17 protein-coding genes are annotated in these 19,267 nt (G+C 61.3%); 11 read left to right on the plus strand and 6 right to left on the minus strand.

Translation table 11 applies throughout. The annotated features are described in order from the left end of the window. Positions 1–2 precede the first annotated feature (2 nt). Positions 3–458, plus strand: coding sequence for an SRPBCC family protein (locus M5B44_RS15465; RefSeq protein WP_248739756.1), 456 nt, complete (start codon positions 3–5; stop codon positions 456–458). A 42-nt stretch (positions 459–500) separates the two neighbouring features. Here M5B44_RS15465 and M5B44_RS15470 read toward each other — a convergent pair whose 3' ends face one another. Genes M5B44_RS15470 through M5B44_RS15495 form a run of 6 tightly spaced genes read right to left on the minus strand, consistent with a single transcriptional unit; the run spans position 501 to position 5,733 of the window. Continuing rightward, positions 501–884: a steroid Delta-isomerase gene (locus M5B44_RS15470; RefSeq protein ID WP_248739757.1), complete on the minus strand. Its 384-nt coding sequence runs from the start codon at positions 882–884 to the stop codon at positions 501–503. Continuing rightward, entirely contained in the window at positions 885–2,087 is a 1,203-nt protein-coding gene (locus M5B44_RS15475; RefSeq protein WP_134826986.1) for an acetyl-CoA C-acyltransferase, read from the minus strand. Then, complete coding sequence (locus M5B44_RS15480; RefSeq protein ID WP_248739758.1) at positions 2,084–2,572, minus strand: MaoC family dehydratase; 489 nt, start codon at positions 2,570–2,572, stop codon at positions 2,084–2,086. Before M5B44_RS15480 ends, M5B44_RS15475 begins: the two co-directional genes overlap by 4 nt. Before the next feature lies 1 nt (position 2,573). Next, entirely contained in the window at positions 2,574–3,356 is a 783-nt protein-coding gene (locus M5B44_RS15485; protein WP_248739759.1) for an SDR family oxidoreductase, read from the minus strand. Positions 3,357–3,370: 14 nt separating this feature from the next. Continuing rightward, positions 3,371–4,564, minus strand: coding sequence for an acyl-CoA dehydrogenase family protein (locus M5B44_RS15490; RefSeq protein ID WP_248739760.1), 1,194 nt, complete (start codon positions 4,562–4,564; stop codon positions 3,371–3,373). Then, entirely contained in the window at positions 4,561–5,733 is a 1,173-nt protein-coding gene (locus tag M5B44_RS15495; RefSeq protein ID WP_248739761.1) for an acyl-CoA dehydrogenase family protein, read from the minus strand. Before M5B44_RS15495 ends, M5B44_RS15490 begins: the two co-directional genes overlap by 4 nt. A gap of 636 nt (positions 5,734–6,369) precedes the next feature. Between M5B44_RS15495 and M5B44_RS15500 the strand changes: the two genes are divergently transcribed. From M5B44_RS15500 to M5B44_RS15545, 10 genes are all read left to right on the plus strand, one after another. Further along, positions 6,370–8,244 carry a 3-dehydroquinate synthase gene (locus M5B44_RS15500; RefSeq protein ID WP_248739762.1) on the plus strand — a complete coding sequence of 625 codons (1,875 nt, stop codon included), beginning with the start codon at positions 6,370–6,372 and terminating at the stop codon, positions 8,242–8,244. Continuing rightward, the gene (locus M5B44_RS15505; RefSeq protein ID WP_134826992.1) at positions 8,241–9,131 is read left to right on the plus strand and encodes a UbiA family prenyltransferase; all 891 of its coding nucleotides are present in this window, start codon (positions 8,241–8,243) and stop codon (positions 9,129–9,131) included. The genes M5B44_RS15500 and M5B44_RS15505 overlap by 4 nt, the downstream gene beginning before the upstream one ends. After that, positions 9,128–9,883, plus strand: coding sequence for an EboA domain-containing protein (locus tag M5B44_RS15510; RefSeq protein WP_248739763.1), 756 nt, complete (start codon positions 9,128–9,130; stop codon positions 9,881–9,883). Before M5B44_RS15505 ends, M5B44_RS15510 begins: the two co-directional genes overlap by 4 nt. 36 nt (positions 9,884–9,919) lie before the next feature. Beyond that, the gene (locus M5B44_RS15515; RefSeq protein WP_134826994.1) at positions 9,920–10,804 is read left to right on the plus strand and encodes a TatD family hydrolase; all 885 of its coding nucleotides are present in this window, start codon (positions 9,920–9,922) and stop codon (positions 10,802–10,804) included. After that, positions 10,801–12,033: a metabolite traffic protein EboE gene (gene eboE / locus M5B44_RS15520; protein ID WP_248739764.1), complete on the plus strand. Its 1,233-nt coding sequence runs from the start codon at positions 10,801–10,803 to the stop codon at positions 12,031–12,033. Before M5B44_RS15515 ends, eboE begins: the two co-directional genes overlap by 4 nt. Next, on the plus strand, positions 12,023–13,468 hold the full coding sequence (locus M5B44_RS15525; protein WP_248739765.1) for an alkaline phosphatase family protein: 1,446 nt from the start codon (positions 12,023–12,025) through the stop codon (positions 13,466–13,468). Before eboE ends, M5B44_RS15525 begins: the two co-directional genes overlap by 11 nt. Next, the gene (locus M5B44_RS15530) at positions 13,447–14,586 is read left to right on the plus strand and encodes a hypothetical protein (protein ID WP_248739766.1); all 1,140 of its coding nucleotides are present in this window, start codon (positions 13,447–13,449) and stop codon (positions 14,584–14,586) included. Before M5B44_RS15525 ends, M5B44_RS15530 begins: the two co-directional genes overlap by 22 nt. 10 nt (positions 14,587–14,596) lie before the next feature. Then, positions 14,597–16,966, plus strand: a complete 2,370-nt coding sequence (locus M5B44_RS15535) for a hypothetical protein (protein ID WP_248739767.1) — start codon at positions 14,597–14,599, stop codon at positions 16,964–16,966. 66 nt (positions 16,967–17,032) lie between these two features. Continuing rightward, positions 17,033–17,953: a hypothetical protein gene (locus tag M5B44_RS15540; protein WP_114883187.1), complete on the plus strand. Its 921-nt coding sequence runs from the start codon at positions 17,033–17,035 to the stop codon at positions 17,951–17,953. Positions 17,954–17,972: 19 nt separating this feature from the next. Next, a complete protein-coding gene (locus tag M5B44_RS15545) occupies positions 17,973–19,265 on the plus strand; it encodes a hypothetical protein (protein ID WP_248739768.1) in 1,293 nt (430 codons plus the stop codon). Positions 19,266–19,267: the final 2 nt, after the last annotated feature.

Here is a 19,267-nt window from a genome sequence, read left to right on the forward strand (position 1 = left end):
GCATGCCGGCAACTGCCTGCCACAGCGTTCTGCTCGAACTGTCTCCGCCCGCCGCCTGGGCTAAACTGCGGGATCTGCGCCTGGCGCCCCACTATGTGCCGGGACTCACCGGCTGCCAGCTGCATCCCGGGCCCATCGAAGGGCTCGGCGCCAGTCGCCGGGTGTTTCGCAAGGGTGGCCAGTGGCTGGATGAAAGCGTGGTGCAATGGCAGGACGGCGTCGGTTTTGTCCTGGTGCTGCACAAGGCCAGCGCCGGCGCGCCCTTCCCGTTTCGCGAAGCCAGTTTCAGTTATGCCTTGCAGCGTGAGGGTGAGTTCAGCCGCATGACTACCCAGATGCACTACAGCCTGCGCGGCGGCAGGCTGATGGAAAAACTGCTGGGCAAGGCCTTTAACAAGGTCGTGCGGCAGATTGCCGAGAATTTGAAGGTTTACTACGAAAGTGGCATCGCGCAATGAATCGGGTTGCAGGCTGCGATATGGCGCAGCCTGCAACTGAAATCAGGGCTGCGGTCCGATGTTGGCTTCGCTCCAATAGGCTTTCATCGAGCGGATCTTGCCGTCGTCATCGAATTCCATCACGTCGATTACATGCAGCGAGCATGGTTGCCCCGCCCAGTGCATATCCACGCGAAACGGCATCGCCCCACACCCGTTCAACGTCGCGCGAACCGGGCCGGTCAACGTGGCCGACACCTGGCTCGCGCCCAGGCCCTGACGGTAGAAACGCTCGATGTCCGCGAGGCCCTGAATCGGTGGCTGCCCGACCGGATCTTCGACCGTCGCACCCTCGCTGTACAGTGCAAGAATCCCGTCAATGTCACCGGCATCCACCAACTCCACATAACGGGCCATGGTGGTTTGAATCTGCTGTGCGCTGATCATTCAGACCACCTCGAACAGGGCCGCAGCGCCCATGCCGCCGCCGATGCACATGCTCACCACGACGTAGCGCAAGCCACGGCGCTGGCCTTCGATCAAGGCGTGGCCGACCATCCGCGCCCCGGACATGCCGAACGGATGCCCCAGCGCAATCGCCCCGCCGTTGACGTTCAACCGCTCCTGAGGAATGCCCAGCGTGTCGCGGCAATACAGCACCTGACAGGCAAACGCTTCGTTCAGCTCCCACAGGCCGATGTGGTCCATGGTCAGGCCCTGACGCTTGAGCAGCTTGGGAATCGCGTAGATCGGGCCGATGCCCATTTCGTCAGAATTGCAGCCCGCGACGGCCATGCCGCGATAAATCCCCAAGGGCTCCAGCCCGCGTTTCTCGGCCAGTTTGGCGCTCATCAACACCGAGGCCGACGCGCCGTCGGACAGCTGCGAAGCATTGCCGGCGGTGATGAAGCGGCCCTTTTCGGTCCATTCGCCGCCGGCCCAGACCGGTTCCAGTGCGGCGAGATTTTCGCGGGTGGTGTCGACGCGGTTGCACTCGTCGCGTTGCAGGCTGAGGGTTTCGAAGCGGGTTTCGCCGGTGGCCTTGTCGAAGATCGCCTTGCGGCTGGTCATCGGCGCCAGTTCCCGGTCGAACAGCCCGGCACTCTGGGCCAGGGCGGTACGTACCTGGCTGTGGTAGCTGTATTCGTCCTGTTCTTCGCGGCTGATGCCGTAGCGGGCGGCGACGATCTCGGCGGTTTCGATCATCGGAATGTAGGCATGCGGATCGCGCTCGAGCACCGCCCCGGACTGGTTGCGATAGAGGTTCTTGTGCTTGTTCTGCACCAGCGAAATCGATTCCAGGCCACCGGCCACCGCGATGTCGATTTCGTCGCACATGATGCTTTTGGCGGCCATGGCGATGCTCATCAATCCCGACGAACACTGGCGTTCGACGGCCATACCCGACACGGAAAACGGCAAACCGGCGGCAATCGCACACTGGCGACCGAGGTTGTAGGACTGCGTGCCTTGCTGCGCCGCCGCGCCGATGATCACGTCGTCCACTTCACCGGGCTCGATCCCGGCCCGGCGCACGGCTTCGCGCACCACATGGCCACCGAGCAGCGGCGCTTCGGTGTCGTTGAATGCACCGCGAAAGGCTTTGCCGATCGGGGTGCGGGCGGTCGAAACAATGACGGCTTCTTTCATGCGGGATTCCTCGAAGGTGCTGCTGGATCTTGCGGGTAGTAGCGGCTGATGGTGTCGACCACACAGCCAGGGCGTTCTTCGCCGTCGATCTCGACGCTGACGCGGATGGTCGCCTGGACACCGCCCTTGACCTCGTCGACGGCCATCAACTGCGCACGCCCTCGCACACGGGACCCCACCGGTACCACCGTGGGGAAACGCACACGCTCGCAGCCATAGTTGACGCCCATGGCGATGCCGCGAACCTCGACGATCTGCGGCAGAAACAGGTTGACCAGTGACAGGCTCAAATAGCCGTGGGCAATACAGCCGCCAAAGGGTCCGCTGGCGGCTTTGACCTGATCGACGTGAATCCACTGATGATCGCCAGTGGCTTCGGCAAACAGATTGATGCGGTCTTGCGCCAGCAACAGCCAGTCGCTGACGCCCAGCTCTTCTCCCACCGCATCGCGCAGGGCGAAAGGCGTGTCGAAAATACGCGGCATGTCACGCCCTCTGGCTGGAGACCGACAACACTTCGCCGGTCATGTAGGAGCTGTAGTCGCTGGCCAGGAACATCATCACATTGGCCACTTCCCAGACCTCGGCGGCGCGGCCAAAGGCTTCGTTGGCCGCCAGTTGCTCGAGTACCGCCTGGGGCGCGGATTTGCGCAGGAAATCGTGCAAGGCAATGCTCGGGCTCACCGCGTTGATACGGATTCCGTAATCGGCGGCCTCGACCGCTGCGCAGCGAGTCAATGCCATGACCCCGGCCTTGGCCGCTGCGTAATGCGCCTGCTCTTTTTGCGCCCGCCAGCCGAGTACCGAAGCGTTATTGACGATGACCCCGGCGCGGCGCTCCATCATCTTCGGCAACATGGCGCGGGTCATGCGCATGGTGCCGGTCAGCGTCACATCGAGGACCCGGTTCCATTGCTCATCGGTCATCTCCACCAGTAACGCCGAGCCGCCAAGGCCAGCGTTATTGATCAACACGTCGACGCCTTCAAGGTCACGCTCGGCGCAGGCAATCAAACGCTGCACCTGGGCTTCGTCGGCGACGTTGCAGACTTGCCCGAAAATCTGCTGCAGGCCGGTGGCTTCGCGGATTTTCAGCACCGCTTCGGCCAGCCGGCCTTCATGGATGTCGCTGATCATCAGGGCGCGACAGCCTTCCTCGGCGGCTCGCAGCGCGGCGGAAAAACCGATACCGGCGCCGGCCGCCGCCGTGATCAGCACCGACTTGCCACGCAACAGACCGTGACCGGCGACATAGTGAGGAACAGACATGGAAAACTCCTTGATCACACAGGAAGGCGCGGCTCTTTGGGCATGCCCAAAGCGCGCTCGGCGATGATGTTGCGCTGGATCTCGTTGCTGCCGCCGTAAAGGGTGTCGGCACGGCTGAACAGGTAGAGCGATTGCAGACGCGTGAGTTGATACGGCGCGGCTTCAAGCAGTTCGGCATCGGCGCCAAGCACATCCATCGCCAACTTTCCGAGATTGGCGTGCCAGGTTGACCAGAACAGCTTGTAGATGGTCGCTTCCTTGCGCAGCGAACCGTCCTGGGCACCCGACAACATGCGCAGCGAGTTGTAACGCATGATCCGCAGACCGCTCCAGGCCTGGGCCAGACGCTGACGCAAGGCCGGATCGCGCGCGGCACCATTGGCCCGGGCGATGCCAATGATCTCGTTCAGTTCATTGTGAAATTGCATCTGCTGGCCGAGCGTCGAGACCCCGCGCTCGAAACCGAGCAGCGCCATGGCGATCTTCCATCCTTCGCCGGGCAAGCCGACGATATTGGCGGCATCGGTACGGGCGTCGTCGAAGAACACTTCATTGAATTCCGAGGTGCCGGTCAGTTGTTCGATCGGCCGTACCGTGATGTCGGCCTGAGCCATCGGCACCAACAGGAACGACAGACCGCGATGGCCGACACTGCCGGGCTCGGTGCGGGCTAGCACAAAACACCAGTCCGATTCATGGGCGAGCGAGGTCCAGACCTTCTGCCCGTTGATGACCCAAGTGCCGTTGTCCTGATCGAGCACGGCCCGGGTTTTGACGTTGGCCAGGTCCGAACCGGCGCCCGGTTCCGAATAACCCTGGCACCAGAATGCCGTGCCGTTGACGATGCCCGGCAAGAATCGCTGCTGTTGTTCGGCGCTGCCGAAAGCGGCGATGGTCGGGCCGGCCAGGCCTTCGCCGATATGCCCCATGCGTCCGGGACCGCCGGCGCGGGCGTATTCCTCGTGGAAGATCACTTGCTGACTGATCGACAGGCCACGACCGCCGTGCTCCGGGGCCCATCCCACGCAGGTCCAGCCACCCTCGGCAAGCTTGCGCTCCCAGGCTTTGCGTTCTTCGGGGAACATGTGCTCGTCACCCGGGCCGCCGCGAAAACGCAGGGCTTCGAACTCACCGCTGAGGTTGACGCGCAACCAGTCGGCCACTTCCTGACGGAAGCGTTCATCGTGTTCGCTGAAACTGATCTTCATGGCTGCTCCCCCAGAATCGCCTCGGCGATACGCTCCAGATGCCAGGCCGGCAGCCCGAGAAAACTCTCGCTGGCGCGGGCGCGTTTGAAATACAGGTGCACGTCGTATTCCCAGGTAAAGCCGACCCCGCCGTGCAACTGAATGGCCTCCGAGGCGCAGTGAAAGAAGGTGTCCGAACACTGGGCCTTGGCCAGCGCGGATGCCGTCGACAATTCGCCGGCCACCTGCGGATTACCTTCGGGATCGAGCACTTCCTGGGCAACGCAGGCCGCGTAATAGCTGGCCGAGCGGGCGCATTCCACTTGCAGCATCATGTCGGCGGCGCGGTGTTTGAGGGCCTGGAAACTGGCGATCGGCCGGCCGAACTGCTGGCGTTCCTGCATGTAGGCGACGCTCAGGTCCAGCACCTGTTGCGCGCCTCCGGTCTGCTCGCAAGCCAGGGCGATGCAGGCCAGTTGCAGCACCCGTTCAAGGTGCGGCCAGCCTGCGCCGAATTCGCCGAGCAGGCATTGCCCGTCGAGGTACGCGCCGTTGAGCCGGATGCGTGCCTGACGACGGGTCTGGTCCATCGTCGGCAGCATCTGCCGCTCGATTCCGGGGTGATCGGCATCCACGGCGAACAGGCTGATACCTGCCTCGCCAGCGGATCCGGGCAGCCGCGCAGCGATGATCAGCAGGTCAGCGCCGTGCCCGTCGAGCACATGATTGAGGGTGCCGTTGAGCACAAAACCGTCGCCCTCCTTGACCACCGTGGCCTGCACGTCTTCGGCGGCGCGGCCATTGGCGCTGCTGAATGCCAATGTTGCGGTGACGCTGCCGTCGGCAATCAAAGGCAGCCAGCACTGCTTTTGTTGATCGTCAGCGGCCAGCAACAGCGCCGGCGTGGCCATGCAGGCTGTGGCGAAAAAGGGAGAACACAGCAGACGCCGGCCCATCTGTTCCAGCAGGATTCCCAATTCGACAAACCCGAGCCCCAGCCCGCCATAGGCTTCGGGAATGTGAATCGCCGGCCAGTACATTTCGCTGCACAGGCGCTGCCACAACGCCTCGTCGAAACCCCGCTCACTGACCATCGCCGCCCGCACGGCGGCAGAATCCGAGACATCCGCCAGAAAGCCTTCGGCGGATTCGCGGATCATTTCCTGTTCGTCGCTGAATGCAAACTCCATCGCGGCGCCTTCTACTCGTCTGGCGGAGCACCCGTGAAGTGGTGCTCCTTTGAACAGCGAGTCTGGTCCGGGCGGTAAACGGCAGAATCGTCAGGCTTGCCTAGTCCGAATGGAGGTTGTCGAAAGTTTTGAACGAATCGGCTTTCATCCGGATCTTTCTTTCAAGGTTAACTTGCAAGTTCAAAGGCCAACTAACCGAGTAATTCACTCAACTATCAAGAACACTTATAGCCAGCCGCAATAACTCAAATAACAAAAAATAATGCCACATAGCCACCATCTAAGTAGCTTGCTAATAAACTCAGTTGAAATTGTTTCTCATCTTGCGCTTTAAACAGTAATTAAATCACTTCAACAAAAGCTCTCATCTTGTTGAATAATCTGAAAATACCTACAGACAAGTTCCGACACCTTGCGACACTCTCTCACCCACTAAATGCTCTCTGAAAAACGCCATCCTCCAATCGACTTGCAAAACCACAACAACCGTCTAGGTTCATGAATATCTTCGCAAGCGCTATCAATCGAATAATAAAAACAGCCCTCCCGGCGGGAGCGTTCATTCTTCTGAAACAAACAAGACGCTGCTTTAGTTGCTGAACGGAACTCAGTCATCACAATCAAGAGGGATGCTTGATGAAGCACAGCCGTTGGTATCGTGCGCTCTCGAAAAATGCGTCGGCCGGACATTTCTGGCTGTCACTGTTTTGCTTTGCAGTACTGGTGATTGCCAGCTTCCTGTTGTTCGAACAGCAGATCCAGGACTTCCTCAATCATCTCGACCTGTACCTGCCGAGCTCCTCCACCCAGCAACTCAACCTGGCGCTTTTGCTGATCGCCCTGTTGGCGCTGGACGTTGTGTTGCCCGTGCCTTCCAGTGTGGTCGCGCTGCTGGCTGTGGCCATGCTCGGCAGCGTCGGCGGTTATCTGGTGATTTTCATTGGCCTGTGCCTGGGCGCCGGGTTGGGTTACGCATTGGGCGCCGGCTATTTCCGGATGCTGTCCAGTCGTCTCGGTCTGCATCAACGCAAGCCCGGGCAAATGGCCTACCGACTGGGCACGCTGTCGTTGATTTGCCTGCGCGGCGTACCGGTACTGGCGGAAACCTCGGTGGTGGCGGCGGGCATGCAGCGTTATCCGCTGCGCTCATTCCTGCTGGTGACTACCCTGGCCAACGCCGGGCTGGCGCTGGCCTACAGCGCCATCGGCACATTCCTCGTCGAGGAGAACGCGTTACTGGTGACGATTCTCGCCAGCATGGTGTTGCCGGGGCTGTTCATCGCCGGCTATAGCCTGTTCAAGGCCTTACGCAAACACGCCGCCGGGCAAGTGCTACGCGGGCGATTCGAGGTCAGTTACGACTATCCGGTGGTGTTCACCGATCACCTCTTCGACGCTTCCAACCCCTGCCTGCATCAACAACTCACCGCCCGGCAAAACGGCCGGGTGACGGTGATGGTGTTCGCCGATGAACAACTGCTGAAAAGCGCACCGCATTTGCTGGATCAGATCGATGGCTACTTTGCCGCCCATGCAGCGGACCTGCATTTGCAGGCGCCGCCGATTGCCGTTCCGGCCGGTGAACTGAGCAAGGATTCACAGGTGTTGGAGCAGCTCTACGCCGACATGCTGAAACACGGGCTGGACCGGCATTGTTATGTGTTGGCTCTGGGCGGCGGCGCGGTATTGGATTCCGTGGGCTACGCCTGCGCCACCTTCCATCGCGGCATACGCCTGATACGCGTGCCGAGTACCGTACTGGCGCAGAACGATGCCGGCATCGGCGTGAAAAACGGCATCAATGCCTTCGGCCAGAAAAACCTGCTCGGCGCCTTCTACCCCGCCACCGCCGTGATCAATGACTTCCAGTTGCTGACCAGCCTCACCCGCCGCGACCAGATCGCCGGGCTGGCCGAAGCGGTGAAAGTCGCGCTGATCAAGGACCGGGAATTCTTCGAATGGATGGAGCAACAGGCCGACGCCCTCGCCCGCTTCGATCACCCGGCCAGTCGTTACGCGATTCGTCGCTGTGCCGAACTGCACCTGGCGCACATCACCGGCGCCGGTGATCCTTTCGAACGCGGTAACGGACGGCCACTTGATTACGGGCACTGGGCCGCACACAAACTGGAAAACCTCAGTCGCCACCGCTTGCGCCACGGTGAAGCCGTGGCGGTGGGCATGGCCCTCGACGGGCTCTACGCCAATGCCCACGGGCTGCTGAGCGATACCGACAGTGAACGGGTGATGAACCTGTTGACCCGGCTCGGTTTCAACCTGTGCCCGCCGGAACTGACCCTCAAGGATGCGCAAGGTCGCTCACCGGTGTTGCTCGGGCTGGAAGAATTCCGCCAGCACTTGGGCGGACAACTCTCGATCCCGATGCTCAGCGGAATCGGCCAGTCGGTGGACCTGCATGAGATCGACGACGCGCGGATGGAACGGGCGCTGCAGAAGCTGTCCGCCCGCAGCGTCCCGGTGCTCGACCTGAGCGAGGGCTTCGCGAAATGAGCCAGACCCCGCAAAGCCTCAAGACCTGGCTGACCCTCGGCCGGGTTTCCAACCTGCCCACGGTGTGGACCAACACCCTGGCCGCCGCCCTGCTGGCCAGCAGCGCCGGTGCACTGGCGCCGCCCTCGTGGCTGGTGTGGATTCTGCTGCTGTTCACCCTGTCGCTGCTGTATCTGGCCGGCATGTTGCTGAACGATCTGCTGGATGCCGACTGGGACCAGCAACACCACAATCCTCGGCCCATCACGCTGGGGCTGGTCAGTCGCCAGCAAGTGCGCCTCGCCACGGTGTTGTTGCTGACACTGGCGGCAGCGTCGGTGTTGGGGCTGAGCCAGTTGATCGACCAGCCGCATTGGCTGCTGGCCAGCGTCACCCTGCTGGTGGGCTGCATCATCGGCTACAACGTGCTGCACAAAAAATACGCCCACAGCGTGTGGTTGATGGGTGCCTGTCGCTCGGCGCTGTACCTCACGGCGGCCGCCAGTCTGGCGGTACCGCCGGAACCGATCTGGCTCTGCGCGATTTTGCTGGGCGTCTACATCAGCGGGCTGACTTACCTGGCGCGCAATGAGCACAACAACCAGTTGCTCAGTCGCCTGCCCTTGCTCTTGATGCTGAGCCCGCTGGCCCTGGCGATCTACGCCGACAATCTGTGGTTCTGGCCGGTGCTGCTGCTCTGGCTCGGCTGGCTGGGCTGGCATTACCGCCAGCACCTTGCCAACCCGCAGCAACGCAAAGTCCGTGCCTTTATCGGGGCCGGCCTCGCGGCGCTGCCACTGTTCGATGCGCTGGTGATGGCCGTGGCCAATCAACCATTGGGCAGCCTGCTGTGTGTTCTGGTGTTTTTCCTGCTCCCACACTTCCAACGCTGGATCAAACCGACATGAACATGGACGTCACCGCGCCGCCGACGGCGGCCCTCGGCATGCGCCGCGATTGCCTTGCCGAACACCATCAGGCCCTGAGCCGGCAACTCGATGACAGCGAATTGCACTGGTGGCGTCAGGCACAGGAACAACTGGCCCGACAACCGAACGCCAATACCGCGTCGCTCCTGAGCGGCCAGTGCAAACGTCATTTGCGTGACCGGGCGCTGCCCGACAGCCACTGGAATCTGATCCAGCTGGCGCGCGCCTTATTGCTGGCACAGGTCCTTGAACAGTCCTCCGAGGGCGGACAATTGTCCTTGCTGCGCCAGCTTTTTCTATGGGGCGACGATCAGGAAAAGATCGCCGTCCTCAAAGCCTTCGACTGGCTCGACAGCCATGGGCAATGCGTGGAACTGGCGTTGCAGGCCGGGCGCACCAGCAACAGCCAGGTGTTTGCCGCCCTCGCCCTCGATACGCCCTACCCGTCCCGTCACTACCCGGAACGGGCCTTCCACCAACTGGTGTTGAAAGCGCTGGGCATGGGGCTCGATGTGCGACGTCTGACCGGCCTGAGCCAGCGGCACAACCTCACCCTCAATCAACTGGCCCTCGATCTGCTGGAAGAGCAACTCGCGGCTGACCGGGCGGTGTCCGTCGGCTTGCCCCTGGCGATCGCCTTCGACCGGCTCACCCCGGCGCAGCGTCAGCGACTGGTCGAGCTGGACCAGCAGCAACGTTTGCCGCCGGAATGGCACGCCCACCTGAACTGATACCCAACGTCTCCTTTCCCTTGACGAGGATTCACCATGCCCAAGTATTTCGATCCGCACATTCACATGGTCAGCCGCACCACCGACGACTACCAGAACATGGCCGCCGCCGGCATTACCGGGGTGATCGAACCGGCCTTCTGGCAGGGTCAGGCCCGGACCAGCGTCGGCAGCTTCATTGATTATTTCGACACCTTGCTGGGCTGGGAGCGCTTTCGCGCCAGCATGTTCGGCATCCATCACTTCTGCACCATCGGCCTCAATCCCAAGGAGGCCAATGATTTGTCGGTGGCCAATGAAGTGCTGGAAATCCTGCCGCGCTATCTGGTGAAGGACGGCGTGGTGGCGGTCGGTGAAATCGGCTACGACGACATCACGCCCGAGGAAGATCGCTTTCTCGCCGCACAGCTGGAACTGGCCAGACAGTTCAATCTGCCGGTGCTGGTGCACACCCCGCACCGCGACAAGATCGGCGGCACCAAGCGTACGCTGGCGGTGATTCGCGAGGTGGGGATCAATGAGAATCTGGTGATCATCGACCACCTCAACGAACTGACGTTGCCGCTGGTACTGGACAGCGACTGCTGGCGCGGTCACTCGATCTACCCGAACACCAAAATGTCGGAACAGCGCATGGTCGCCCTGCTCCAGCAGTACGGCACCGAGAAAATGGTGGTCAACAGCGCCGCCGACTGGGGCATCAGTGATCCGCTCAAGGTGCCGAAAACCGGTCAGGCGATGTTGGCGGCGGGCTTCAGCGAGGCTCAGGTCGAGCAAGTGCTGTTCCACAACCCGGTGGATTTTTTCGCCCAGAGCGGGCAACTGGACAAAACCCTGATCAGCACCCCGCTGCCCATCGATCAGCGCCGGCAATGGCAGGACAACTCTGCCCTGCGCGGGCAGGAGCCGGTGATCAAATGAGTGCCGGCATGGGTTGGGCTGCCGCGCAGGTCGGGTATTGCAGCAACGTGCACCCGACCCATGACCTGGCCAGGCTGAAGGCCTCCATCGAACAGCACTTTCAGGGCGTGCGCGCACAACGCGGGCTGAAACAACAGGACAGTGGACTGTGGATCAGCGCCCTCGCCGCCACCGGGTTACAGCAGAAAACCGCGCGGGCGGAGTTCCTCGAACTGCTGCAACGCAGTGGATTGCGACTGACCTCGCTCAACGGTTTCCCCTACGGGCAGTTTCATGAGGGGGCGGTGAAAGCCGCCGTGTACCTGCCGAGCTGGGCCGAGCCGAAGCGCCTGGCGTACAGCCTCGAACTGGCGCAGATCCTCGCGCAGGCGTTGCCGGCGGATTGTCATCAAGGGGTGATTTCCACCGTGCCGCTGGGATACGCCGCCACCTGGAACCCGACGCTGCAACAACGCGCCGAGTTTCAACTGCGCGAGCTCACGACCTCACTGGCGAGGCTGCATCGGGAGACCGGCAAGAAAATCGTGTTCTGTCTGGAGATGGAACCGGACTGCGTGCTGGAAAACACCGATCAGGCCATCGCCTTCTTCCGCCGCTGGCAAACCACCGATCCGCACCATGAGTATCTGGCGCTGTGTTTTGACGTCTGCCACCAGGCCGTGATGTTCGAAGACTGTTATCGCTCGCTGGTGAGGCTGCGTCAGGCGCGGGTGCCGATCGGCAAGATCCAGCTGTCGAATGCTCTGGTCTGTCGCCTGCCCTCTGCGGACGACAGCCGCCGCGAACTGGTCCTCAAGACCCTGCGCGACTTTTGCGAAACCACCTACCTGCATCAGGTGAAGGCGCTGGACGCACCGGGACGCTTGGTGGCCTGGGCCGATCTGCCAGCTGCCCTCGACGATTGCGCAAAGCATCCGGATCGCTATGCCGAGTTGCGTATTCATTTCCATATCCCGCTGTTCAGCGAACAACTGGTGTTGCCCGAGCTGAGCGGCAGTCAGATCGCTCTGGCGCAGACCTTCGACTATCTCGCCGACCATCGGGAGTTTCGCCCCGTGCTGGAGGTGGAAACCTACAGCTGGGGCGTCCTCCCCGCCCAGTTGCGCCCGACCACCGAGCACGCCCAGCTGCAGGGCATCGCGGCGGAACTGAAATGGGTCGAGGAGCAGTTGCGCCAACGGCAACTGTTGCAGCCACAAGCGCAGGAGACCTACGCCGATGCCCTCTGAACAACCACGCCAACCGCTGCTGCTGATCAACGTGGTCGGGCTGACGCCGGCGTTGCTGGGTGACGCGACCCCGAACATCAATGCCCTGCTCAAAACCGCCAAAATGGCCAGCCTGCAACCGGTGTTCCCGGCGGTCACCTCGTCGGTGCAGGCCTCGATTCTCACCGGGCGGCCGCCGTCGGAACACGGCATCGTCGGCAACGGCTGGTACTTTCGTGATCAGGCCGAAGTGAAGTTCTGGCTACAGCCCAATGCGTTGATCCAGGGGGAAAAGGTCTGGGAAACACTCAAGCGCGAGATCCCCGGGTTTCGCTGCAGCCAGTTGTTCTGGTGGTACAACATGTACGCCGACGTGGACGCCGCCATCACCCCGCGTCCACACTACCCCGCCGATGGCCGCAAGTTGTTCGGCCTGTATTCGTCACCGGCTTCGTTGCACGAAACCATCGAACGGCAGATCGGCGAGTTTCCCTTTCCCGGGTTCTGGGGGCCGGCGGCGGGCATTGCGTCGAGCCGCTGGATCGTCGATTGCGCCATCGCCGAGTTCCAGCTCAATCGGCCCGACCTGCAACTGATCTACCTGCCGCACCTCGACTACAGCCTGCAGCGGGTGGGGCCCGATCATCCGTCGATTGCCGATGAAGTGCGGGCTATCGACCATGAGGTCGGGCGTCTGCTGGCCTTCGCCGAGGCGCAAGGCGCAGCGGTGATGCTGTTGTCCGAATACGGCATTGAAGCGGTCAGTCAATCGGTGTCCATCAACCGCGTGCTGCGCTCGGAAGGCTTGCTGGAAGTACGCCAGTCGCTGACCTGGGAACTGCTCGACCCCGGCGCCAGTGCAGCCTTTGCCGTGGCCGATCATCAGATCGCCCATGTCTACGTGAAAAACGCCCGGGACATTCCCCGCGTCAAAGCGTTGCTGCAGCGCCAGCCCGGCATCGAGCAGGTGCTGGACAAGGCCGAGCAACGGCCCTTTGCGCTGGACCACCCGCGCAGCGGCGAGCTGGTGGCCGTGGCCGCAGCAGGTTACTGGTTCGATTACTACTACTGGTTCGACGATCACAAGGCCCCGGATTTTGCCCGCACCGTGGACATCCACCGCAAGCCGGGTTACGACCCGCTGGAGCTGTTCATCGACCCGGCCATTCGCTTTCCCAAATTGAGAGTCGTGCGCCGACTGCTGCAGAAAAAACTCGGTTTCCGCTACTACATGGACCTGATTCCACTGGACACCGGACTGGTCCGTGGCAGTCACGGCCGCCTGCCCGAGCGCGAGGAAACCGGCCCGCTGCTCATCACCAATTGCGATCTGCCGCTGCCGCAAACCCTGGCGGCTACGGCGGTGAAACAACTGCTCCTTCAGCATTTTCTGGGGCACCTCTACCACCACTCGGCCAATGCCAAGGAGCTTCCATGCGGCGAGCCATTTCTTTAACCGTTCTCAGTGCACTGGCCGGTTTGGCTCAGGCACAGGACACCAACAATTTCGATTGCAACCAATTCCTCAAGTTTGGAACCGACATTGCCAAGACCCGGGCGGCGTTCGAGCAGAGCCCCGAAACCATGGCCTGGAACTGGTTTGTCTGCCTGAACCAGTTCAGCCCCACCCAGGCCAGCAACCGGGTGTGGGAAACCATGAAGCCTTCGGACCAGGTTTACCTGCCCGATGGCGCGGCGCCCGGCGCCTATGCCAGTCCCGTGCCGCCTCCGACCGAGGTGCTGACACAGGCCCGAACGCTGGGGATGGACCTGAACCGGACCTTCCACAACCTCAATGCCACGCAGCAGGTCGACGGCCTGGCGCTGCACATGGGCGGCGCCGTGCCTGCTTCTCAGAAAGGCAACCCGGTGCGTTTTCAACTGCTGATGGGTCAGGACACCTTCGATTACATCGTGCAGCGTCAGGTCTACAACATGAACGGTCAGGCCGCGCTGCCGGGCAACCTGGACTTCCCCGCCACCGCGTGGGAGTTGAAGGCCGCGTGGCTGTGGATCGGCTCGGACACCACCTACCGGCAAACCCTGGCCAACGACGGTTACTACATTGGCCAGGCTTATTACGAGCAGGACGGCACCTACCAGGTCGGGTATGCGGCGTTGAGCGGATTGCACGTGGTCAACAAGCTGGACGCCAACTGGGTCTGGACCACCTTCGAAAACGTCAACAACAGCAAATACACGGTGACCAACGCCCCCACACCGACGCCGATGACCAACACCACCGGGCCGACCCCGGCCGCCAAACCGGTGAACGTCAGCTTCCAGGCGAGCAACCCGACGCTGTCGAAGTACGAGCTGATCGGGGTCGAGTTCCAGCCCGTCACCCAGGTGCTGGCCAACTCGCAACTGGAGTCGGCGTTCCAGAACACCTCGTCCTGTCTGGCCTGCCACGGCACTGCGGCCTACTCGAACGACAAGGGCTACTACAACTTCGCCATGAAACAGGATGGCGGCATCGTCTACCCGACCACTCCGCTGCCGGCCTCCGACTTCGAAGGCTACAAAAAACTGGACTTTGTCTGGTCGCTGAAGCGCGCCCAGTGGCAACGCTAAGGAGCACGACATGAGCGTATTGAATTTCCCCCGGATCTACCTCAACGGCCATATGTTCTGGAACCCGCCAACGGCCAACAACAACGATGTGCTGCCGCTGTATGACGCGGTGAAGATGGACATCAACTGGCCGTTCACCCGCTACTACGACATCACCCAGGAGAACGCTCCCACCACCCTGATGCCCTGGATCATTTCACCCGTGCAGCAGAATGATCTGCCGCCCTATGTGCAGCAGGTGCCGACCAACGGAGGCCCGAACACCTTCCCGTTCATACCCGCCGAATGGGACCTGTTTGGCGACAACGCCTGCGGGACGGTGAGTTACCAGAGCACCCGCTCGACCATTATTGGCGGCGAGTTGCAGGCCAACACCTACATTGCTCAGGACGCACTGGTCGGCAGGGACTTCCAGCTGCTCGGCAATCCCTTTGGCAGTCAGAGCCCGACGGCCGCGCGCTTCGTGGATATCAGCCCGTGGCAGAACACCTTCACGGCGCTGTACTTCGACAAGTTGCAGCTGGGAGATGCCACCTGTGGCCTGACGTTGAACCGTCAATACCGGATGCTCGACCGCTTCCTGACGTTCAATTGGGCCGGTGACTTCGGTGGTCTGGCGTATGTCACCACCACCTGGCAGACCTGCTTTCCCCGGGACAATCTGGAATGGGTCATTGGCGATTCCGTCCTGCTGAGCAATCTTCAGCAACAGATGGAGGCGCAAAACGCTCAGGGCCTGATGTTCAGGTTCGCCACGTACCTCACCTGTTACGACAGGAACGGTGTGTTCAACGACTTCCCGTACATCAACACCCGCAACAATGACCCATCGGCGCTGGCCCGCATGACAGCGATGTATCAAAAGGGACTGGACAACGTTTCCGATATTTTTTTCAACCCCGCCTACAACCGTACCGTCGCGACCCTGGGTCTGTGGCTCGACCACGAATACCCCACGGCGCCCGCCGGCCCGCGCCTGGTCACCGACCAGAAGATCATGGTCACTCGCCCCGACATGCCTAAGCCGACCAGCACCAATCTGGGTGTGACCTCGGCGCAGATCACCAACAACACGCTGTCGCTGGATCTGGCCAACACGTTCCCGTTCTATCCGCTGGACAAGAACGCCGATGTCCTGACGGCCGAGAAGTTCCAGGCCGGCGACTTCAAGCTGGGCGTATTGCAGAACGGGAATTTCGTGCCCGTGGTCGACATCGGTTTCGAGCAGTATCGACAGTCGGCTTTCGACAAACGTTCGGGCCTGCTGGATATCCCCCTCAGCGCCACGCAAGCGACCACCTTGCAATCCGGCACGCTGGAACTGCAGCAACAGACTTCATCAGGCCCAGTGAAAGCCGCCACTCAGCAAGTCTGGACCGCCGAGGTGGTAGAAAGCGGCACCTTCGTCGACGTGAACGATCGCAAGACGCTGAACATCATGGTGCAGAAAGATGGTCAACCAGCCGCCAACACCACACTCTGGGTGGTGGAATACGGCAACCCTTACAACGTGACCACCAGCGACTACTACCTGACGTTCTCGAATAATCCCGACTTCACGCTGTTCTACGACAACGCAGACCGCAACAAAAACACCGCCAACCTGCCACAGTTCAAGGGCACGGCACCTGTAGCGAACTACCTGGCCACCGGCAGCGGTCGTCGACTGGTCAATCTGGAAACCAAAGACAAACCGGTGGGCGTTGAGGTCAGTTATCAGTCATTCATGAATGGCTCAAGCAAACCGATCACGGTCCCCCTGACCCCTTGCCTGGAATTCGACGCCGGCGTCTACACCCATGGAACGCTGGATAACGATCAGACGGTGGATTATTCCTACGTCGCCACCACCACCAACGCCGAAGGCATCGCCCAGGTGAGTTTCAAGGCTGTGGCCCCGGGTTTCCCTACGCTGCGCTTCATCGTCAAGGAAGGCACCAGCGACCCGGCCATCCCATTCAGCTTCGCGTTCAACCAGGCCCAGATCGACTTCCTCGCCCCGCTACGCGTCCTGCCTCTGGACATGCCGTTGCAACAGGACTTCGTCAACTACTGGAACGAGATCTACAAGAACAAGAATGCGCCCGAGGCGATCTGGGATGACTTCATCTACCCACGAGTTCTCAAGACCTTCTACTACCTGTACCCGATCATGAACAAGTTCATGCCGCTCAACTCCCGCACGCGGGTGGAAGGCGCTGTCGATCAGTTGATCCGGCTGATCAGCAAGGAGTACCAGGAAGAAAGCACCCTCGCGATGCCCATCACCCGTGACCTGTCGCAAAGCCGGCGCGCGGTGCTGGAGTTGTGGGCGCAGAAACTGGTCAAGCGCAACTTCCCGCCCATGCAACTCAAGATGAGCGATTACGACGACCTCTGATCCATCAGGAAAGATGAGCCGCTGCGGGCGCTCAGGCCCGCAGTGCGCCTTGCCAGGGAGTGACCCATGAACGTCAGCCTCTTGAACCGTCTGTTGCTGTTGATCCTGCTGTTTTGCCCGTCTGCATTCGCCCAGGACAGCGGCGCCGTCTACTTCACCAATGGCGTACACAACACGCTGGGGTGCAATGAACAGAACGGCAACTGCATCGCCAAACGCAATCCGGGTGAGCCTTCCGACCCGTTTTTTCCGGCGTTCTGGATCAGTAACTGGACCATGTACCGGGTGATGCACAACTACGAAAACAACCCGCCGCCCTACAGCAACCCGCCAACGACCCTGAAACCTGCGGACTACACCGTCTCTCGCGGCACCAGCTACTACGACACGACGTACATCCCGCCGGACGGCGACGGTTTCGGCGCGATGATGGAGCACTACGAGAAATACTGCCTGCCGATCTTCCCGATCAAGAACAACAACTACACCTGCTCGTTCGTGTCCCTGGGCAACAAGGCGTACTTCCTGACCTACCCGCAGGATCGTCCGAAAGACATGCCGGCCTGCTGCATGTTTTCGCCGATGAATCATCCGCCACGGCAGGACTTCATCGAACACCTGCCCTACAGCGCCGAGCGCAGCAAGAATCTCGATGGCAGCGTGCAGGCCTACGCCCTGGATCTCGACTCGCCACAAGGCCCGATCCTGTTCGGCTACGCCTTCTACAAAAAGATGTCGGGGCAACCACCCTACCGGCCGCCGCAGTCATTCTTCTTTTCCGGCGATACCAGTGTCGCCAACGCACCGATCGTGAGCCAGAACTACACCGACTTCCGCATCGCCAAACCGGACCCGAAACAGACCTGGGCGCAAGTTGCCGCCATGTGCCCGTCGAACCCGCCGCCCTGCCAGTTGTTCGAGCCGCCTGCTTCGCAGAGCAACGGCCAGAAGGCGCAGTGGAACAAGCTCATGCAGCGTAAACCGTGATCAACGACGAAGGATCGCCATGAAAACCACACTCTGTTTTTCCGTGATGTTGCTGGGTCTGGCCAGCCTCCCGGTGCTGGCCAGGGAACAAGCCATGCCGTCGATGCAGGCCAGCCAGTTGAACTGCCAGCCGCCGAGCACCGCACCGGCCGCCACGGCCGGTCAGGATCAGTTCGATCAATACAGCTGGCAGATGTTCATTGCCTTGAGCTGGCCGGCAAAAAGCGGGCAGCGCGGCAATCCCGACTGCACCAAACAGCCCGGTGCGGCCGGCTACACCGTCTGGCAGACCTACAAGACCGTGGGGGAAATCTTTCTGCCGAACGCCGCCAATCCGGGGCCGTGGAATTCCCCGCAGATCGCAAAAAGCTTCAACATCATCAACATCGCCTCTTTGAAAAACAGCGCGCAGGTGAACGCCGTCGATCAAGCGGTTGGCGGCTGGTTGATCGATCAGGCGAAAAACCCGACCTACTACGACATTTCGGCCAACGAGACTTCATACAACTACATCGTCAACAATAACTTCTACAACGCCGATGTCGTCTCCAAAGCCAACAACATCACGTTCCCGTGGGGTGTTATCGAGATCAAGTCGAGCTGGCGCATCCTCACCGCCCATGACAACGCCAGCCGTTATCTGACCATGCTTGCCCGGGTGGCGACCTTCGATGAGCAGGGCCGGAAGAACGGTGTCACCGAAGCGTTTCTGGGGCTGGTCGGCCTGCACATCATCACCAAGGCCAACGGCTATCCGCAGTGGATCTGGTCGACGTTCGAACAGGTCGACAACGTTCCGCCCAAGGCACTGGTGAACGGCCAATGGGTCGATCAGCCGGTCGCGGGCACGGCCTATTCCTACTTCAACGCCGCCGCGCCCGCCGCGTCCCTCAACCAGTCGCCGTGCGACTGGCAGACCCAGGGCCCGCATCAGGTCTGCGTGCCCAAACCCGGCACCACGTTCCAGACCCCGAACCCGCTGAACCGGGTCACGCCGATCGCCGACATCACCAACCAGATCAACGCCAGTTACCAGGCCGACCCGGGCCTGCAAAACAGCGTGTTGAAGTACTACCAGCTCATCACCACCCAGCGCCCGCTGATGCCGGACAACCCCGGCAACCCGCTTGGCCAGCCGACGCCGGCACTCTCGGCCAACGTGACCATGGAAAGCTACATCCAGCCCAACAGCAGCTGCATGAACTGCCATTCCATGGCAACGCCGGTCAAGAGCCCGTACAAGTCCGATTACTCCTACCTGTTCAAATTCGCCAATTCGCCGCTCGGCAAAACCATCAAGGACGGGAAATAAAT

Origin of the sequence: Pseudomonas sp. MWU12-2029 (assembly GCF_023242425.1) — a bacterium.
GTDB classification, from domain to species: Bacteria; Pseudomonadota; Gammaproteobacteria; order Pseudomonadales; family Pseudomonadaceae; genus Aquipseudomonas; species Aquipseudomonas kribbensis.

Bases quoted from the DNA above. Each gene is read 5' to 3' on its own strand.
- M5B44_RS15525 (WP_248739765.1), top strand. From the start codon at position 12,023: ATGCCCTCTGAACAACCACGCCAACCGCTGCTGCTGATCAACGTGGTC.
- M5B44_RS15470 (WP_248739757.1), bottom strand. From the start codon at position 884: ATGATCAGCGCACAGCAGATTCAAACCACCATGGCCCGTTATGTGGAG.
- M5B44_RS15480 (WP_248739758.1), bottom strand. From the start codon at position 2,572: ATGCCGCGTATTTTCGACACGCCTTTCGCCCTGCGCGATGCGGTGGGA.
- M5B44_RS15530 (WP_248739766.1), top strand. From the start codon at position 13,447: ATGCGGCGAGCCATTTCTTTAACCGTTCTCAGTGCACTGGCCGGTTTG.
- M5B44_RS15515 (WP_134826994.1), top strand. From the start codon at position 9,920: ATGCCCAAGTATTTCGATCCGCACATTCACATGGTCAGCCGCACCACC.
- M5B44_RS15510 (WP_248739763.1), top strand. From the start codon at position 9,128: ATGAACATGGACGTCACCGCGCCGCCGACGGCGGCCCTCGGCATGCGC.
- M5B44_RS15500 (WP_248739762.1), top strand. From the start codon at position 6,370: ATGAAGCACAGCCGTTGGTATCGTGCGCTCTCGAAAAATGCGTCGGCC.
- M5B44_RS15465 (WP_248739756.1), top strand. From the start codon at position 3: ATGCCGGCAACTGCCTGCCACAGCGTTCTGCTCGAACTGTCTCCGCCC.
- eboE (WP_248739764.1), top strand. From the start codon at position 10,801: ATGAGTGCCGGCATGGGTTGGGCTGCCGCGCAGGTCGGGTATTGCAGC.
- M5B44_RS15540 (WP_114883187.1), top strand. From the start codon at position 17,033: ATGAACGTCAGCCTCTTGAACCGTCTGTTGCTGTTGATCCTGCTGTTT.
- M5B44_RS15495 (WP_248739761.1), bottom strand. From the start codon at position 5,733: ATGGAGTTTGCATTCAGCGACGAACAGGAAATGATCCGCGAATCCGCC.
- M5B44_RS15505 (WP_134826992.1), top strand. From the start codon at position 8,241: ATGAGCCAGACCCCGCAAAGCCTCAAGACCTGGCTGACCCTCGGCCGG.
- M5B44_RS15485 (WP_248739759.1), bottom strand. From the start codon at position 3,356: ATGTCTGTTCCTCACTATGTCGCCGGTCACGGTCTGTTGCGTGGCAAG.
- M5B44_RS15475 (WP_134826986.1), bottom strand. From the start codon at position 2,087: ATGAAAGAAGCCGTCATTGTTTCGACCGCCCGCACCCCGATCGGCAAA.
- M5B44_RS15490 (WP_248739760.1), bottom strand. From the start codon at position 4,564: ATGAAGATCAGTTTCAGCGAACACGATGAACGCTTCCGTCAGGAAGTG.
- M5B44_RS15545 (WP_248739768.1), top strand. From the start codon at position 17,973: ATGAAAACCACACTCTGTTTTTCCGTGATGTTGCTGGGTCTGGCCAGC.
- M5B44_RS15535 (WP_248739767.1), top strand. From the start codon at position 14,597: ATGAGCGTATTGAATTTCCCCCGGATCTACCTCAACGGCCATATGTTC.